Below are 16,511 nucleotides of genomic sequence, written 5' to 3' on the forward strand. Positions count from 1 at the left end.
TCCACGGTGCGCTCACCCAGTTGGTGACCGGAGTCGCGCTGGTCGGTCTGTCCTACCCCTTGCACGACAGCAATCCCGACGACTACAGCCTTCCCGACAACGCCAAGATCGGCGTGAAGTTCGTGGTACTGCTGGTCATTCTCGGACTGATCCTGGCGAACCGGAAGAAGGCGTCAATCAGCAATGCCGTCTGGGGCGCGATCGGCGGTTTGGCAATCCTCAACGTCGTCATCGCCGTGTTCTGGAGCTAGCGCCGCCTCGTCGGCCAGCGCCGTTGCGGCCGTTACGGCCAGAGTGCCGACCGAACCCATCTCATCGTGACGCCGTCACTCCCACTCAATTGTTCCCGGGGGCTTGCTCGTCACGTCCAACGTCACCCGGTTGACCTCCGGCACCTCGTTGGTGATGCGGGTCGAGATGCGGGCCAGCAAGTCGTACGGCAGTCGGGACCAGTCGGCTGTCATAGCGTCTTCGCTGGAAACCGGGCGCAGCACGATCGGGTGCCCGTAGGTTCGGCCATCGCCCTGGACGCCCACGGAGCGGACATCGGCTAGCAGCACGACCGGGAACTGCCAAACATCTGCGTCTAGACCGGCGCTCGTCAGTTCCTCGCGAGCGATCGCATCGGCCTCCCGCAGGATTCGCAGCCTTTCGGCGTTGACCGCGCCGACGATTCGGATCGCCAGACCGGGGCCGGGGAACGGGTGTCGCCACACAATCTGCGGTGGTAGACCAAGTTCCAGTCCAACGTGGCGGACCTCATCCTTGAACAGCGACCGCAGCGGCTCCACCAGGTCGAACTCAAGGTCATCAGGCAGGCCACCGACATTGTGGTGACTCTTGATGTTCGCGGCACCGGTTCCGCCACCGGACTCGACAACATCCGGGTAGAGAGTGCCCTGGACCAGGAACTTCACTTTCTCACCGTGGGCTCCGGCATCGGCAACGACCTCGCGAGCCGCCTGTTCGAAGACACGAATGAACTCGCGTCCGATGATCTTTCGCTTCTGCTCCGGATCGGACACTCCAGCGAGCTCCGACAGGAACTGCTCGGCGGCGTCAACCACTTTGAGACGGACACCGGTGGCGGCGACAAAATCGCGCTCAACCTGCTCGGCTTCGCCTTTGCGCAGCAGACCGTGATCGACAAACACGCACGTCAATTGGTCGCCAACCGCACGCTGGACCAGTGCGGCGGCAACCGCTGAATCCACTCCGCCAGACAGGCCACAGACGACCCGCGCGTCGCCGACCTGGTTCTGGATCGCCTCAACCTGTTCGGCGATGACGTTGGTGGTGGTCCAATCCCCTTCGAGCCCCGCCACATCGCGAAGGAACGCGTTGAGCAGGACCTGCCCACCCTCGCTGTGGACGACCTCGGGGTGGAACTGCACCCCCGCGAAGCGTCGATCGAGGTCCTCGAAGGACGCGACCGGCGCACCGGGCGTCGATGAGGTGACTGTGAAGCCCTCGGGTGCACGAACCACGGCGTCACCGTGGGACATCCAGACGGTGGATTCGGGCGGCTGGTGGGCAAGCAGCCGCGACTCAGCGCGGACTACCGACAGCGGGGTGCGCCCATATTCAGAGCCACCTGTGTGTGCGACCTCGCCGCCGAGGGCAGCGGCCATCGCTTGAAAGCCGTAGCAGATGCCGAATACAGGGATGCCTTGCTCGAACAGCGCCGGATCAACCTGCGGTGCGCCGTCGGCGTAGACACTGGCGGGACCGCCGGATAGCACGATCGCAGCGGGCTTCCTGGCCGTGAGCTCAGCAACGCTGGCAGTGTGTGGAACGACCTCGGAATACACGTTGGCCTCGCGGACTCGTCGGGCGATCAGCTGCGCGTATTGGGCACCGTAATCAACGACGAGGACAGTCTGTTCCTCAGTCATGTGCGAACTCTATTGGGTGGACGCACAGAGAGGGTTCATGGGCACGATGCCCATGAACCCTCTCTGTTGTGGCGCCGAGCTAGTTGCTCGAGTACCAGTAGTAATTCGAGTTGCTGGTGAAGGTCAAGATCAACAGGACAATGCCGATCACGATGCCGACGATTCCGATGATGATTCCCGCCATGGCCATTCCGCCGCCGCGCTGACCGGTCTTGGCAATCTGATTCTTGGCGATGAAACCAAGCACCACACCAACGATCGAAACGATCAGGAAGTTGCAGCAAATGAGGCCGACGATGGAGACCACCAGTGATGCAATCGCCAAACCGTTGTTGCTTGGCTGAGCGGGACCACCAGGCATGCCTCCACCGGCACCGTAGCCGGGCGGCGGGGGCGGCGGAACCGGCGGCTGGCCGGGCGGCGGGGGCGGCACTGGGGGCATTCCGCCACCGGGTGGCGGGGGCGGAACCGGCGGCTGGCCGGGCGGCGGGGGTGGTGGTGTGGTCATGTGATCCTCCAAAATCGCTGACAGTCCTTGGGACGTTAGCGCAAATTGACGGTCTCTGGCACTCCCTGACGCACCTCAATGATCGGCAATCTCAAAGCAGCTGGGGCTGAGGGTGGCACCACGGGAGCCTTGGGGGCAACTGCACCCACCGGCACATACGCATTCCCCTGGGCAGGTCGAGTATCCCCATCACCCCGATTGGGCCACATGGACATTGCCCGTTCGGCCTGGGCGGTGATGGTCAGGGATGGATTCACACCAAGGTTCGCGGTGATCGCAGCGCCATCCACAACGTGCAGGCCCTTGTACCCGAAAACCCGGTGATAGGGATCAACGACACCGGTCTCGGAACTGTCCCCAATCACGCAGCCACCGACGAAGTGAGCGGTCATCGGGGCGTCGATGATGTCACCCATCGTGCCGAACGGATCGCCGCCGATCTTCTCGGACAGGATGCGCACGGCCCGGTTTCCGGATGGAATCCAGGATGGGTTCGGCTCTCCCTCACCTTGGCGACTCGTCATTTTCCACCGACCGAATAGGCCCTTGCCGCTGGAGACGGTGACCGAGTTGTCGAGTGTCTGCATGACGAGCGCGATGACCGATCGTTGTGACCAGCCCCGGACGTTGAGCGACGACACCGCTTTGACGGGCTCCTGCGCGATGACCTTCATCCAGGTCTTCCACCGCGGCACTCCCGGCTCTTCGTCGGTCAGCAGCGTACCGAGCAGACCCATGAAGTTCGAGCCCTTGCCGTACCGCACGGGTTCGACGTGGGTGTGCGGTTCCGGGAAGAAGCTTGAGGTGATGGCGACACCTTCAGTGAAGTCAGCACCCGCTGCTATGACCGGCGAATCACGATGCGCGACCGAGCCCAGCAATGACTCGGAATTGGTCCGCGAGAGCACGCCAAGCATGTTCGACAGTCGGGGCATCTTTCCGACGGCCTTCATCCGATGCAGGAGCTTCTGGGTATTGAAGGTACCCGCGGCAACCACAACCTGGTCAGCGGTGAGCGTGGTGCGCCCACGACCAAGCCACGAACCGGACTTCTCGATCTCAACGGCCCAGCCTTCGCCTTCCGGGCGTAGACCGGTCACCGTGGTCATGGGCCGAACGTCAGCACCCGCTGCCTCAGCCAGACCGAGGTAATTCTTGACCAAGGTGTTCTTGGCATTGTGCCGGCAGCCGGTCATGCACTCGCCGCACTCGATGCACCCGGCACGCTCAGGACCGACCCCACCGAAGTACGGATCGGGTGCCTTCTCGCCAGCACCGGTGCCAAAGAACACGCCTACTGGGGTCATACCGAAGGTATCGCCGACACCCATCTCGTCAGCCACCTGCTTCATCGCTGTGTCGGCAGGCGTCATCGTCGGGTTCGGGGTCACTCCCAACATTCGGCTCGCCTGGTCGTAGTGCGGAGCCAATTCGGACTTCCAGTCGGTGATGTGCGCCCACTGCTTGTCGTTGAAAAACGCATCCGGGGGCACATAGAGCGTGTTCGCGTAGACGAGTGAACCGCCACCGACACCAGCTCCAGCCATGACCACAACGTTTCGCAGGAAATGCAGACGTTGGATGCCGTTGAGGCCGAGTTTGGGGAAGTACAAGAAGCGCCGCAGGCGCCACGATGTCTTGGCAAAGTCGCTGTCCTCGAACCGCTTGCCTGCCTCAAGCACGCCGACTCGATAGCCCTTCTCGGTCAGGCGGAGCGCGGTGACCGAGCCGCCGAATCCCGAACCGATAACCAGGACGTCGTAATCGTTCTGCTGTCCGTTACTCATTTTCGACCAACCGCTTTCAATCCTTTGACGAATAGCACCAAGGCCTCCGACCACTGCCTTTGGGTCAATCCTGGAGGAGCACCCCAACCCGCGATGCGTTGGGTTCCAATCGTCTGCGACTCGGTGTATTTCAGGATGCCGTCGACGCCGTGTCGACGACCAAGGCCGGAATCGCCGAACCCACCCATTGGCGCACCGGTGGCGGCCCAGGCGGTCGCGTAGCCCTCATTGACGTTGGCAGTGCCAGCGTTGAGTTGGGCGGCGATCTCACGGCCACGCTTTTCGCTGCGCGTGATGACCGAGGCGTTGAGTCCGTAGTTGGTGTCGTTCGCGCGCGCGATCGCCTCGTCATCAGTGCCGAACGTGTAGATGCTCACCACGGGCCCGAAGGTTTCGTTGCCGTAGCAGACCATGTCCTCACTGACATTCGCCAAGAGGGTCGGCTCGAAGAACAGCGGTCCAGCCTCTGGTCGCGCCCTGCCGCCGACAAGAACTTTGGCTCCCTTGGTGATGGCATCGTCAACGTGACGGGTAACCGTCTCCAACTGCTTGCGGCTGATCAGCGAGCCGATGTCAGTCTCCCAACCGACGCCAGCAACGAGTTTGAGGTTGCGAATTCGCTCGATGAAGGCGGCTGTGAATTTGTCAACGACGTTCTGGTGAACGTAGATCCGTTCCATCGAAATACACAACTGGCCCGCGTTGGCAAAGCACGCTCGTTCGGCGATCTCTGCCGCTTTCTTGATGTTGGCATCTTCACAGACGATCATGGCGTTCTTCCCGCCCAGCTCCATCGAGCACGCCACCAGTCGCTCGCCGCACCGAGCGGCCACCTGGCGACCAACCGCAGTTGAGCCCGTGAACATGATGTAGTCGCCGCGCTCGGTGATCATCGGACCAACCTCAGCGCCTTCGCCCGCGACCACGCCGAACAGGCCCTCGGGGATGCCTGCCTCGTAGAGCAAATCGATTGCCCACAGCGCCGTGAGGGTCGTCTGCAGGTCAGGCTTGAGAACGATCCCATTGCCCGCCATCATCGCGGCTATCGCATCCCCGACCGCAAGGGTGAGCGGATAGTTCCAAGGTGAGATGACCCCCACCACCCCGCGGGGACGATGCAACTCCACGGCGGAGGTAATGATCGGGAAAGCACCCTGATGCTTCTTGGGGCGCAGCGTTGAGGCCGCCGTGCGGGCGTAGTGCCGAGCGGTGATCGCGGTGTCGAGCAACTCCTCCATCGCGTGAGCTCGCGCCTTGCCGGTCTCGATCTGAACGATGTCCAGGCCTTCGTCGCGACGACTGAGCACAAGGTCGTGGAAGCGCAACATGACCCGGGAGCGGTGCGCCATGCTCGTGAGCGCCCAGCGCTGCTGCGCGTTGCGGGCGATTGCGAAGGCGGTGTCGACCGCAGCCTCGTTGGACAACGGGATCTCTGCCACCGGTTGCAGCGTGAACGGGGCTATCGCCGTCACCGTCTGCGGGTCACTCGTCACACACAAGTGGCGAAGAAGTTGGTCGATGCGTTCCTGGGACAATGAATTCGGAGGGAGACCGGCGATGCCGCCGGTGCCTGTCCGATCAAGTAGCGCCGTCATGGCGCTAGCCTAGGCGGTCGAGCCGGGATGCGGGAGGCTTGCCGGCAAATCAGCGTCCGGCACAAGCATGACGTCAGCCTCATCGGTGGCCGAATCGGCAAGTTCCGCTGGCTCGACAAGCTGTTCCTGGACAGCTGAACCACCGGGAACTGGCTGTAACGCCTCGCGCCGCTGGGCTACCCGGACCACTTCCTGCTCGATGCGCCCCTGATCCCAACCCAAGTAGGGGGCAACAATGGTTGCCACCTTCTCCGCGACATCGATGCCGGCGTTGGGGGTCTCCAGCGCCAAGCGCGTCCTTCGCACCAGGATGTCCTCAAGGCTCAGCGCGCCTTCGCGGGTGACCGCGAGCACCGCCTCGGCCATGATATATGGGGCGTCTGGATGCATCGGCGCAGCGAGTTCGGGGTTGGAGGCGACCAGATCGAGCACCGTTTGCACGCGATCGCCTTGCCGACGCAGCAGGTGCTCGATCGTCGCGAGCGGCAAACCCGCGGCCCGCGCCGTGCGCTCACGGGCTGCCCAGGCGGCGGCATAACCCGCACCACCCACCAATGGAATCTCGTCGGTCTGGGAGTCGGGAACAGGATCGGAAACAAGCTCCGCTCGCTCGGCGATGGCCTCGTCTACCGCGTCTGCGGCCATCACTCGGTAGGTCGTGTATTTACCGCCAGCGACGGCGACGAGGCCCGGGGCCGGGTGCAGCACCGCGTGCTCGCGCGACAACGTCGCCGTTCCGTCCTCGCCATCTCCGGCCGACAACAACGGACGCAATCCGGAGTAGATGCCAACAATGTCTTGTCTGGAGAGCGGTCGGGCAAGCCATTTGTTCGCTTCGGCCAACAGGTAGTCGACGTCCGCCTCATCCACGCGTGGTTCGTCGCGTGGGCCCTCGTAGTCGGTGTCCGTCGTGCCCACCAGCCAGTACTCGCCCCACGGCAGCAGGAACAGAACGCTGGTCGGAGTCCGTGCGATCAGCGCACTGTTCGATAGGAAGGCGTCCTTGGGAACGACGAGGTGGATCCCCTTGCTTTGCCGCACCGTGAGACTGGATTCGACCCCAGCCATCTTCACCAAGTCATCAGTCCACACGCCGGCAGCACCGAGCACAACCCGTGCGCGGGTCGGGAAGTGCTCGCCGGTCAGTTCGTCGCGCAGCAGGGCGCCGACGATCCGGTCGTCTTCGCGAAGTAACCCGATCACCGCAGTTCGCGTCGCGATCGCCGTACCGTGCGCAGCCGCTGTCCTGGCAACCGCAACAGTGTGGCGGGCGTCGTCGATCTGGGCATCGTTGAAACGAACAGCACCCACATGGGCATCGGCCCGCAGGCCGGGCGCGATGCCCTGGACGGCCTTGGCCGATAGTGTGCGCGGCCGCTGCATCGCGCCGCCATAGGCACCGAAACGGCTGAGCATGTCGTAGACCGTGATACCGAAACCGACGTAGGGGCGTTCCCATCCTCGCCTGGTCACCGGATAGAGGAACGGAACCGGTCGAACCAAGTGCGGAGCCAACCGATCCAGAAGCAAGCCACGTTCGGTCAATGCCTCGTGGACGAGGGAGAACTCCCGCTGCTCCAAGTAGCGCAGCCCACCGTGCGCAAGCCGACTCGACCGACTCGACGTCCCTGACGCCAGATCGCTGCGCTCGACGAGCCCAACTGTCAACCCGCGCGACGCGGCGTCCAACGCGCTGCCACAGCCGACGACACCGCCGCCAACGACCAACAGGTCGAGGGGATTGTCGGAGTCGGCCGCAGCCAACTGCCGTAAGGCACCAGCCCGAGACGCTATATCGAGGACGTCTGATCCCGGAGCAACCATGCCGACGAGGCTACCTTCGCCGGGATCAGGCGTTGAGAACGACCTCAACCCGCTGAAACTCCTTCAAATCGCTGTAACCGCAGGTCGCCATGGCCCGACGCAGTGCCCCGACGATGTTCATCGTTCCGTCGCTGACCCGGGAAGGCCCGGTCAGGATCTCCTGCAGCGTCCCGACAGCGCCGAACTCCACGACCTCGCCGCGCGGCAGCTCAACATGCGCCGCTTCCATCCCCCAATGCCGGCCGCGGCCGGGAGCATCAGTTGCCCTCGCGAGCGGCGAGCCAACCATGACGGCATCGGCACCGCACGCGATCGCTTTGACAATCGCCCCGCTGGTCCCCATCGCACCGTCGGCGATCACGTGGACGTAGCGGCCACCGGACTCATCGAGGTAGTCACGGCGAGCGGCGGACACGTCGGCCACTGCCGAGGCCATTGGCACTCGCACGCCCAGGACCTGATGGCTTGTGTGGGCCGCTCCCCCGCCGAAACCAACGAGGACGCCAGCGGCACCCGAGCGCATCAGGTGCAACGCGGCGCGGTAGGTCGCGCAGCCACCGACAATGACCGGCACATCGAGCTCGTAGATGAAGTTCTTCAGGTTCAGCGGCTCGCCCTCGCTGGCGACGTGCTCAGCCGAGACGGTCGTGCCACGAATGACGAACAGATCGACTCCCGCTTCAACGACAGTCTTGGAGAACTGTGCGGTATTTTGGGGCGACAACGAGGCCGCCACGGTGGCGCCGGTCGCCCTTAGCTCGCCGATCCGCTTGGTGATCAACTCAGGGTCGATCGGCGCTTGGTACAGCTGCGACAGCCGTTCGTTGGCACCCTGCAGATCGGCGTCGGCGATCTGCGAGTAGACCTCAGTTGGATCTTCGTACCGGGTCCACAGGCCTTCCAAGTTCAGGACGGCCAAACCGCCGTTCTTGGCGAAGGTTGCGGCACTGTCCGGTGACACGACCGAATCCATCGGTGCCGCAACGATGGGGTGGTCAAACCGATAGGCATCGATCTGCCAGTCGAGGGAAACGTCGCGAGGGTCACGGGTACGCCGACTAGGTGCCACCGCGATGTCATCGAAGGAATAGGCCCTGCGGCCGCGCTTGCCCTGACCAATGTCAATGAGATTCATCATCGTCCTATCAGCGCCCGTGGTAGTTCGGGGCTTCGACGGTCATCTGGATGTCGTGCGGGTGACTCTCTTTCAAGCCAGCCGCAGTGATACGGACAAAACGCCCGTGTGACTTCAGCCGTGCGATGTCCGGTGCTCCGGCGTATCCCATCGCTGCGCGCAGGCCGCCGATCAACTGATGGGCAACCACCGCAAGCCGACCGCGGTAGGGAACCTGACCCTCGATTCCCTCCGGCACCAACTTGTCGTCAGACAGGACGTCGTCTTGGAAGTAGCGATCCTTGGAGAACGAGCGCGACTCCCCCCGAGACTGCATCGCCGCCAAGGATCCCATGCCGCGGTACTGCTTGAACTGCTTGCCGTTGACAAAGACAACGTCGCCGGGCGCTTCCTCGCAGCCCGCGAGCAACGAACCCAGCATCACGGTGTCTGCCCCGGCGACGATTGCCTTAGCGATATCGCCGGAGTACTGCAGACCACCATCGCCAATGACTGGCACCCCGGCCGGTCGGGCAGCGCGGGCGACATCATGGATCGCGCTCACCTGCGGAACACCGACTCCGGCCACTACCCGAGTCGTGCAAATGGACCCGGGACCAACGCCGACTTTGACCCCGTCGGCACCTGCCTCAATCAACGCCCGGGCAGCCTCGAAGGTAGCGATGTTCCCGCCGATCACGTCCACATCGGTATCGCCCTTGATGCGCGCCACCATCTCCAGCACCGCCCGGGAGTGCCCGTGGGCTGTGTCGACCACCACCACGTCAACCCCTGCATCGACCAGGGCGCGCGCACGCTTGTAGGAGTCGTCACCGACACCGACTGCGGCACCGACAACGAGGCGACCGTCAGGATCCTTGGTCGCGTCGGGGTACTTGTCCTTCTTCACGTAATCCTTGACCGTGATCAGACCACGTAGCCTGCCTCCGTCGTCGATTAGCGGGAGCTTCTCCACCTTGCTCGCACGCAGTCGGGCGAGGGCTTCTTCACCAGAGGTCCCGACCGGGGCGGTGACCAGCGGCATGCGCGTCATCACCTCGCGAACGGGCCGTGACATGTCCTCTTCAAAGCGCATATCGCGGTTGGTCACGATGCCAAGCAGGACGCCAGCGGAGTCGACGACGGGGACGCCGGAGATTCGAAACTTGCCGCAGATTCGATCGACCTCGCCCAAGGTGTGGTCTGGTCCGCAGGTGATCGGGTTGGTCACCATGCCCGCTTCCGATCGCTTGACCAGGTCGACCTGAACGGCCTGATCGTCAATCGAGAGGTTGCGATGCAGCACACCCATGCCGCCGTATCGCGCCATGGCAATCGCCATTCGCGCCTCGGTCACGGTGTCCATCGCGCTGGAAATCAACGGAACCCGCAGGCTGATGTTGCGAGTGAGTTTGGTGGAGGTGTCGACGGCGCTGGGGATGACGTCGGACTCGTTCGGGAGCAGTAGCACGTCGTCGAACGTCAGCCCGAGGTAGCCGAACTTGTCGGTGCGGGCAGCCTCCGCTAGCTCGTACTCTCGATCACTAGAACCCGAACCTGGAGAACCGACCGTCATTGCGTGCCTTCCACTGGTCTGATTGTTCGTCCCAGGGTAGACGCACGGCGCCCGAACCGCGGCCAGCGGATGCGGCTGGCGGGCGGGTAAACGCCGAGCGGCCGGTCTAACCACGGACCTGTGCGGCGGACAGTTCCTGTTGGGGGTCATCTTGCCGGTCATGCAAGTGCTTGCCTACAACGACTACGACGTATCCCAGCCACGTAACCATCCCAAGATGGAGGACGTCATTCTCAGAGAAGTAGAAGCCTTTGCCGTCGCCCCACAGCATCGACGTGATCCCCGCCGCGTAGTAAGCGAAGTACGCGACCTGAACGAGGACGAGTAGGGCGGCAGCCACCACAAGGGACCGATCCATCGGGTCACGAGTCTGGTGGTAGCGACGGGTAGCGACCACGATGACGATAACGATGCCGGGCAGCGCGAACAGCATCAGCACACTGAACGACAACAGCAGCGCATTGGGAACCAGCACACCGACGACGGAGATTGCCACGTAGACACCGGCATTGATTCCCGCGTACCAGAACATCCACCGCCGTGATCTCGCAGTCGAGCATGCATAAGCGACTGCGGTGAGCATCGCGCTGACCGATAGGGCCTGCGTAATGCTGTAGCCGACTTCGAATCCGTTTGTGAGCACGCACAACTGGCGACCCTCGCACTTCAGCACGTAGCTGAAGGCCTGGTAGCTGATTCCGGCCTGGGCAGCGCCCACCCCACCCAGAACCAGGGCCACGCCTAACCAGGCCCGCGAGCGTTGATTGTGGCGGGTAACCACGAAGTAGACCCCCGCAGCGATCCACAGCGCCGCTAGTAGGAACACCAGGGACGTGCCGAATGGTTCGTTGAGCACCGTGTTGCCGACTGTCACGCACGGTCGTTGCTCACACCATTGAGCCGGAGTTGTCGGAGGCTGGTAGGCCAACTCTTTGAGTCGGCCACAGCCAGCGAGAATCGGCAAGCCCAATACAGCAACTACCCACCCGATCCTCATTGGTGGATCATGTCAGTGCAGGAAGCCCCAGCGGAATCCAACAGCGACGGCCTGCGCGCGATCGGCAGCGCCGACCTTGCGGAAAAGGCGGCGGGCGTGGGTCTTGACGGTGTCCTCGGACAGGAAGAGTTCTTTACCGATGCCCGCATTCGACAGGCCGCGGCTCATCCCGTCGAGAACCTGTTGCTCGCGTTCGGTCAACGCGGGCGGGGCTCCACCGGGGCGCGCATGCGATCCGCGCTGGCCGGGGACATCCGGACCGGCCGCCAAGACCAGAGTCATGGCCGAGGCCAATTCCTCCCGGGACGCGTCCTTGGCCACATAACCGCGAGCACCACCCGCCACTGCGCGTGCCACGCCGTCGGCGTCCTCGCCCATCGTCAGCATCATGATCGACGCATCAGGATGCGCTGAGACCAGTCGGCGGGTTGCCTCGACACCGCCGATGCCGGGCATCCGAACATCCATGAGGATCAGGTCGGGCCGTTCTAGTGGGTAACGGGCCAGCACTTCCTCCCCGCTACCGGCCGCAGTCACGCGCTCGACTCCGGGGAGGCTGGCAAGTTGTCTGCGGACGGCCTCGCGGGCCATAGGCGCGTCGTCACACACCAGTACTGTCGTCACGGTTCCTCCGCAGATCAGGCGTCAGCTTCTGCAGCGGTTATCGGTCAACTGGGTGAATTCCTTGAGCCGATCAGGTCAACTATTTCCTGGCGGGCTTCCCAAACCAACGCCAGCGGTGCTGGCAGATCGGCCAAAATCCGAAGCACAGCCGAGCGTGCGGTCTGCCGATGACGGTCAGATTCCGACTCGTTCAATCGGGCAAGAACCGATTCGATCGGCCACACCAACGGGTCAAGGCGCAGGGTCGAGGCCAGCTCCGCTGCCTCGTCCAGCAGCAGCGTCGCGCGCTCAGGTTCACCAAGTTCGATCGCGCACACCCCAGTAAACAGCAGGCTCTTGGCCAGGTGGCGGGGAGCGATCGCAGACCGAGACCGTCGGACCGCCGCCTCGCTCGCCGCTGCGGCAGTCACTGTTTCGCCGGTCATCAGCGCCATCTCGGTGGCGACCCAATCGCGCCGAACTGCTTGCCGCCAATCTCGGTCGGACATGCTGGCGACGGCATTCTTCCAACGCTCGCTGGCCAGGCCGACGTCACCGCTCCCGACCGCATCGGCCGCTAGGCCAATCCACGCATCGAAGGCAACTGCGGGCTCCGTCTCGGCGACACGGCATGCGCGCGAATCATGCTCGCTCGCCCAGTCGTACTGCCCGACTTGGCGCAGGCAACTGGCCGCCGTCGTCTGGGCAAGGGCAGCCCACCGGAGCTGGGGCGATGTGTCCGGCTCTTCGAGGTCGGTCAGCGGTCCGAGCGCGGCCAGGGCAGTCCCGAATCGTCCGGACGAAGCCAGGCAAACACCGAGCAACCACCGGGCCTGGCCAGACGATTCCCGTTCGAGTAGCCGAGTCAGCCCGACCACACCGTCCTGCGGTGCGCCGTGGAAGGCAGCCCGGATGCCGTCGGCGAGGAGCTCGCCATCGGTTCGATCACTCACAGACAGATCATTGCTCACAACCCAACCCGCCGCGTGGGCACAACGCCCGCGGATCCAGGCGTCGTGGCGCGCAGCAAACGGCTCGGGTTCGCCAATCCAAGTGGATCGTCGAACCCGAGCCGTGAGCCGAGCGCTCGTGACTAGTGCGAGTGACCGTGGCCGTGCGAGTGACCCTCGTCCTCTTCTTCTTCGGGCTTGTCGACCACGAGCGCTTCGGTGGTGAGCAGCATGCCGGCGATCGAGGCGGCGTGCTCGAGTGCCGAGCGCGTCACCTTCACGGGATCGATGACGCCCTGGGCAATCAAGTCGCCATACTCGCCGGTCGCTGCGTTGTAGCCATTGCCAACCCCGAGCTCGCGCACCTTGGCGACGATGACCTGACCGGGCTCGCCCGCGTTCTCGGCGATCCAGCGCAGCGGCTCGCTGACCGCCTTGCGGACGATCGCAACGCCGGTAGCTTCGTCACCGGTGAGGCCGAGCGAACCGTCGAGCACCGTCGCAGCGTGAACGAGGGCCGAGCCGCCACCGACCACGATTCCCTCTTCGATCGCAGCGCGCGTGGCCGAGACCGCGTCCTCGATGCGGTGCTTCTTCTCCTTCTGCTCAACCTCGGTGTATGAGCCAACCTTGATGACACAGACGCCGCCGGAGAGCTTGGCGAGTCGCTCCTGTAGCTTCTCCCGATCCCAGTCGCTGTCAGAGTTAGCGATTTCGCTGCGGATCTGGGCGACCCGGTCGTCGACGGCCGTGGTGTCGCCCACGCCCTCAACGATGGTGGTGGTGTCCTTGGTGACGACGATTCGGCGTGCGCTACCGAGGACCTCCGGACCAACCTGGTCCAGCTTGAGGCCGACCTCCGGGGCCACGACCTGGGCGCCGGTCAGCACGGCAAGGTCATCGAGAATCGCCTTGCGACGATCACCGAATGCTGGTGCCTTGACCGCCACCGACGAGAAGGTGCCACGGATGCGGTTGACGACCAGTGTCGACAGCGCCTCGCCATCGACGTCCTCGGCAATGATGAACAGCGGCTTGCCGGACTGGGCAACCTTTTCGAGCAACGGCAGCAGTTCGCTGACGCTGCTGATCTTGCCGGAGACGAGCAGAATGTTGGCGTCTTCCAGCACCGCCTCCATCCGCTCGGCGTCGGTGACGAAGTAGGGCGAGATGTAGCCCTTGTCGAACTGCATGCCCTCGGTGAACTCGAGCTCCATCGCGGTGGTGTTTGATTCCTCCACCGAGATGACGCCGTCTTTGCCGACCTTGTCGAAGGCGTCGGCGATGAGGCCGCCGATTTCGGCATCCTGGGAGGACACGGTTGCGACCTGGGCGATCTCGTCTTTGCCGGAGACCTCGCGGGCAGTTGCCAGCAGTTCCTTGTTGACGGCTTCCACCGCAGCGGAGATCCCCCGCTTGATGTCCATCGGTGCGCCACCGGCGGTGACGACCTTGAGACCCTCGTGGACCATCGCCTGAGCGAGGACGGTCGCCGTTGTGGTGCCGTCACCGGCGACATCGTTGGTCTTGGTCGCTACCTCTTTGGCGAGTTGTGCTCCGAGGTTCTCGTACGGGTCTTCGAGCTCGATCTCACGAGCGATGGTGACGCCGTCATTGGTGATGGTGGGCGATCCCCACTTCTTGTCGATGACCACGTTGCGGCCTTTGGGGCCTAGGGTCACCTTGACTGCGTCAGCGAGGGCGTCAACACCACGTTCAAGTGAGTGCCGAGCGGTTTCGTCGAACTCCAGGATCTTGGCCATGTTTCCTCTTTCGTCTGGGTGGAGCGTGTGCGGAGCGAAGTGTGTGGCGCAACGACTAACGCCCCAGGACCCGACGGGCGGGCCACCGGGGCGTTAGTCGTGTGCTGTGTGAATGTGCTGAGTTACTTCTCGACGACCGCGAGGACATCGCGGGCCGACAGGATCAAGTACTCCTCACCGTTGTACTTGATCTCGGTGCCGCCGTACTTCGAGTACACGACAACGTCGTCGACTGCGATGTCGAGCGGAATGCGCTTTTCACCTTCGTCGTCGAAGCGTCCTGGACCGACTGCCAGGACTTTGCCCTCTTGGGGCTTCTCCTTGGCGGTGTCGGGAATGACCAGGCCAGACGCGGTGGTCTGTTCAGCGTCCAATGGCTGCACGAGGATTCGATCCTCGAGCGGTTTGATAGAGACTGACACGTCCCTAACCTCCCCTTGCGGGTTGATGAGCTGGAAATGTTGACGTCACTGTGATCACCGGTGATTGCCGACCGTCGTCGCGGTGTCGGTCGACTCTCATCGAGGAACTCAGTGTCAGCACTCTCATGGTGAGAGTGCTAACGCAAACACTAGGCAAGACTTGGCACTCAGTCAAGGAGAGTGCCAAGTCAATCCGCAGGAATTGCGGATGTGAGGTCCGTCTAGTGGCGCCACCACGGGGTGCCACTAGCCCGTGCATCACCGCAGGGAACTATCCGGTCGGGCCACGATCACGCGTGCGAATGGCCCGGCAGGTGCGTCTGCGTGACCGGCAGCGACGAATCACCGCGGAAACCCAGGTCAGTCGGCTCGACCCCGGCACTCACAAGGCGTGAGCCGAGGGCCGCGACCATCGCCCCGTTGTCGGTGCACAAGGCCGGACTCGGCACTCGAACCTCGATACCGGCGGCCGCGGCCCGCTGCTCGGCCAGTTCACGCAGACGACGGTTGGCCGCAACTCCTCCCCCGATCATCAGGTGCTCAATCCCGTGGTCCTGGCAGGCAGCGATTGATTTCCTCGTGAGTACGTCGACAACTGCCTCTTGGAACGCGGCGGCAACATCTGGCACGGACACGGGCGTACCCGCAGCCTGAGTCGCCTCGATCCACCGCGCGACCGCGGTCTTCAAGCCGCTGAAGGAGAAGTCGTACCGATGGTGGGCCAGGTCCTTAGCGCCCGACAAGCCCCGAGGAAACTGTACGTATGCCCGATCGCCACCCTCGGCGACCCGGTCGATGTGTGGGCCACCGGGGAAGGGCAGGCCAAGCAGCCGCGCCACCTTGTCGAACGCCTCACCGGCGGCGTCGTCGAGGGTGACCCCGAGTGGTTCCACGTCAGTGGCCACATCGCCAACGCGCAGCAGACTGGTGTGTCCGCCGGACACCAGCATCGCGATCATCGGAATGGGCGCCGGGCCATGTTCCAACTGATCGACCGCAACGTGGGCGGCCAGGTGGTTGACCCCGTAGACGGGCTTATCGAGCGACCACGCCAATGCCTGGGCAGCCGAGGTCCCGACCAGCAGCGCACCGACCAAACCTGGTCCCGCCGTCACTGCGATCGCGTCGACGTCGGACAACGACACCTGCGCCTGCTCACAGGCCCGGTCCAACGTCGGGAGCATCGCCTCCAGGTGTGCCCGGCTTGCCACCTCCGGCACGACCCCGCCGAACCGCGCGTGCTCCTGCACGCTGCTGGCAACTGCATCGGCCAGCAGAGTCCGACCGCGGACAATTCCGATCCCGGTCTCGTCGCAGGAGGTCTCGATGCCGAGTACCAACGGTTCGTCGATCACGCGTTCACGTCCGTTCCGGCGCCCGCCACACCCACGGGCAGTTCCAGGCTCATGGTCATGGCCGCCGTTCCGTCCCGGTAGTAGCCCTCGCGCTGCCCGACGACACTGAATCCGAGGCTGCG

14 protein-coding genes are annotated in these 16,511 nt (G+C 63.9%); 1 reads left to right on the plus strand and 13 read right to left on the minus strand.

Translation table 11 applies throughout. The features are described 5' to 3' along the window. Nucleotides 1–251: hypothetical protein (locus tag KAZ48_07660; GenBank protein ID MBP7972661.1), on the plus strand; the 251-nt coding region annotated here is incomplete at its 5' end. Nucleotides 252–326: 75 nt separating this feature from the next. On the opposite strand, the gene guaA is transcribed toward KAZ48_07660, so the two are convergent. From guaA to tsaD, 13 genes are all read right to left on the minus strand, one after another. Further along, the gene (gene guaA, locus KAZ48_07665) at nt 327–1,895 is read right to left on the minus strand and encodes a glutamine-hydrolyzing GMP synthase (GenBank protein ID MBP7972662.1); all 1,569 of its coding nucleotides are present in this window, start codon (nt 1,893–1,895) and stop codon (nt 327–329) included. A gap of 79 nt (nt 1,896–1,974) precedes the next feature. Continuing rightward, nucleotides 1,975–2,403, minus strand: coding sequence for a DUF4190 domain-containing protein (locus KAZ48_07670; protein ID MBP7972663.1), 429 nt, complete (start codon nt 2,401–2,403; stop codon nt 1,975–1,977). Between the two features lie 35 nt (nt 2,404–2,438). Beyond that, on the minus strand, nt 2,439–4,190 hold the full coding sequence (locus KAZ48_07675) for a GMC family oxidoreductase (protein MBP7972664.1): 1,752 nt from the start codon (nt 4,188–4,190) through the stop codon (nt 2,439–2,441). Further along, nucleotides 4,187–5,785 carry a succinate-semialdehyde dehydrogenase (NADP(+)) gene (locus KAZ48_07680; GenBank protein MBP7972665.1) on the minus strand — a complete coding sequence of 533 codons (1,599 nt, stop codon included), beginning with the start codon at nt 5,783–5,785 and terminating at the stop codon, nt 4,187–4,189. Before KAZ48_07680 ends, KAZ48_07675 begins: the two co-directional genes overlap by 4 nt. A gap of 9 nt (nt 5,786–5,794) precedes the next feature. Further along, nucleotides 5,795–7,609 (minus strand): glycerol-3-phosphate dehydrogenase/oxidase, encoded by a 1,815-nt coding sequence (locus KAZ48_07685; GenBank protein ID MBP7972666.1) that lies wholly within the window; start codon nt 7,607–7,609, stop codon nt 5,795–5,797. Nucleotides 7,610–7,634: 25 nt separating this feature from the next. Continuing rightward, entirely contained in the window at nt 7,635–8,744 is a 1,110-nt protein-coding gene (locus KAZ48_07690) for a GuaB3 family IMP dehydrogenase-related protein (protein MBP7972667.1), read from the minus strand. Nucleotides 8,745–8,754: 10 nt separating this feature from the next. After that, on the minus strand, nt 8,755–10,299 hold the full coding sequence (gene guaB / locus KAZ48_07695) for an IMP dehydrogenase (GenBank protein ID MBP7972668.1): 1,545 nt from the start codon (nt 10,297–10,299) through the stop codon (nt 8,755–8,757). A 106-nt stretch (nt 10,300–10,405) separates the two neighbouring features. Next, nucleotides 10,406–11,296, minus strand: coding sequence for a hypothetical protein (locus KAZ48_07700; protein ID MBP7972669.1), 891 nt, complete (start codon nt 11,294–11,296; stop codon nt 10,406–10,408). A gap of 12 nt (nt 11,297–11,308) precedes the next feature. Next, nucleotides 11,309–11,920, minus strand: coding sequence for a response regulator transcription factor (locus KAZ48_07705; GenBank protein MBP7972670.1), 612 nt, complete (start codon nt 11,918–11,920; stop codon nt 11,309–11,311). A 44-nt stretch (nt 11,921–11,964) separates the two neighbouring features. Next, nucleotides 11,965–12,852, minus strand: coding sequence for a hypothetical protein (locus KAZ48_07710; protein MBP7972671.1), 888 nt, complete (start codon nt 12,850–12,852; stop codon nt 11,965–11,967). Nucleotides 12,853–12,992: 140 nt separating this feature from the next. Then, the gene (gene groL, locus KAZ48_07715) at nt 12,993–14,612 is read right to left on the minus strand and encodes a chaperonin GroEL (GenBank protein MBP7972672.1); all 1,620 of its coding nucleotides are present in this window, start codon (nt 14,610–14,612) and stop codon (nt 12,993–12,995) included. 122 nt (nt 14,613–14,734) lie between these two features. Further along, on the minus strand, nt 14,735–15,034 hold the full coding sequence (groES, locus tag KAZ48_07720) for a co-chaperone GroES (GenBank protein MBP7972673.1): 300 nt from the start codon (nt 15,032–15,034) through the stop codon (nt 14,735–14,737). A gap of 290 nt (nt 15,035–15,324) precedes the next feature. Beyond that, nucleotides 15,325–16,389 carry a tRNA (adenosine(37)-N6)-threonylcarbamoyltransferase complex transferase subunit TsaD gene (tsaD, locus tag KAZ48_07725; GenBank protein MBP7972674.1) on the minus strand — a complete coding sequence of 355 codons (1,065 nt, stop codon included), beginning with the start codon at nt 16,387–16,389 and terminating at the stop codon, nt 15,325–15,327. Between the last annotated feature and the right edge of the window lie 122 nt (nt 16,390–16,511).

It is taken from the genome of Candidatus Nanopelagicales bacterium (assembly GCA_018003655.1).
Taxonomy (GTDB): Bacteria; Actinomycetota; Actinomycetes; order S36-B12; family UBA10799; genus JAGNDY01.

What these genes read in the sequence shown, in the direction of transcription:
- guaA (MBP7972662.1), bottom strand. Translation starts at nt 1,895, where the DNA reads ATGACTGAGGAACAGACTGTCCTCGTCGTTGATTACGGTGCCCAATAC.
- KAZ48_07670 (MBP7972663.1), bottom strand. Translation starts at nt 2,403, where the DNA reads ATGACCACACCACCACCCCCGCCGCCCGGCCAGCCGCCGGTTCCGCCC.
- KAZ48_07675 (MBP7972664.1), bottom strand. Translation starts at nt 4,190, where the DNA reads ATGAGTAACGGACAGCAGAACGATTACGACGTCCTGGTTATCGGTTCG.
- KAZ48_07680 (MBP7972665.1), bottom strand. Translation starts at nt 5,785, where the DNA reads ATGACGGCGCTACTTGATCGGACAGGCACCGGCGGCATCGCCGGTCTC.
- KAZ48_07685 (MBP7972666.1), bottom strand. Translation starts at nt 7,609, where the DNA reads ATGGTTGCTCCGGGATCAGACGTCCTCGATATAGCGTCTCGGGCTGGT.
- KAZ48_07690 (MBP7972667.1), bottom strand. Translation starts at nt 8,744, where the DNA reads ATGAATCTCATTGACATTGGTCAGGGCAAGCGCGGCCGCAGGGCCTAT.
- guaB (MBP7972668.1), bottom strand. Translation starts at nt 10,299, where the DNA reads ATGACGGTCGGTTCTCCAGGTTCGGGTTCTAGTGATCGAGAGTACGAG.
- KAZ48_07700 (MBP7972669.1), bottom strand. Translation starts at nt 11,296, where the DNA reads ATGAGGATCGGGTGGGTAGTTGCTGTATTGGGCTTGCCGATTCTCGCT.
- groL (MBP7972672.1), bottom strand. Translation starts at nt 14,612, where the DNA reads ATGGCCAAGATCCTGGAGTTCGACGAAACCGCTCGGCACTCACTTGAA.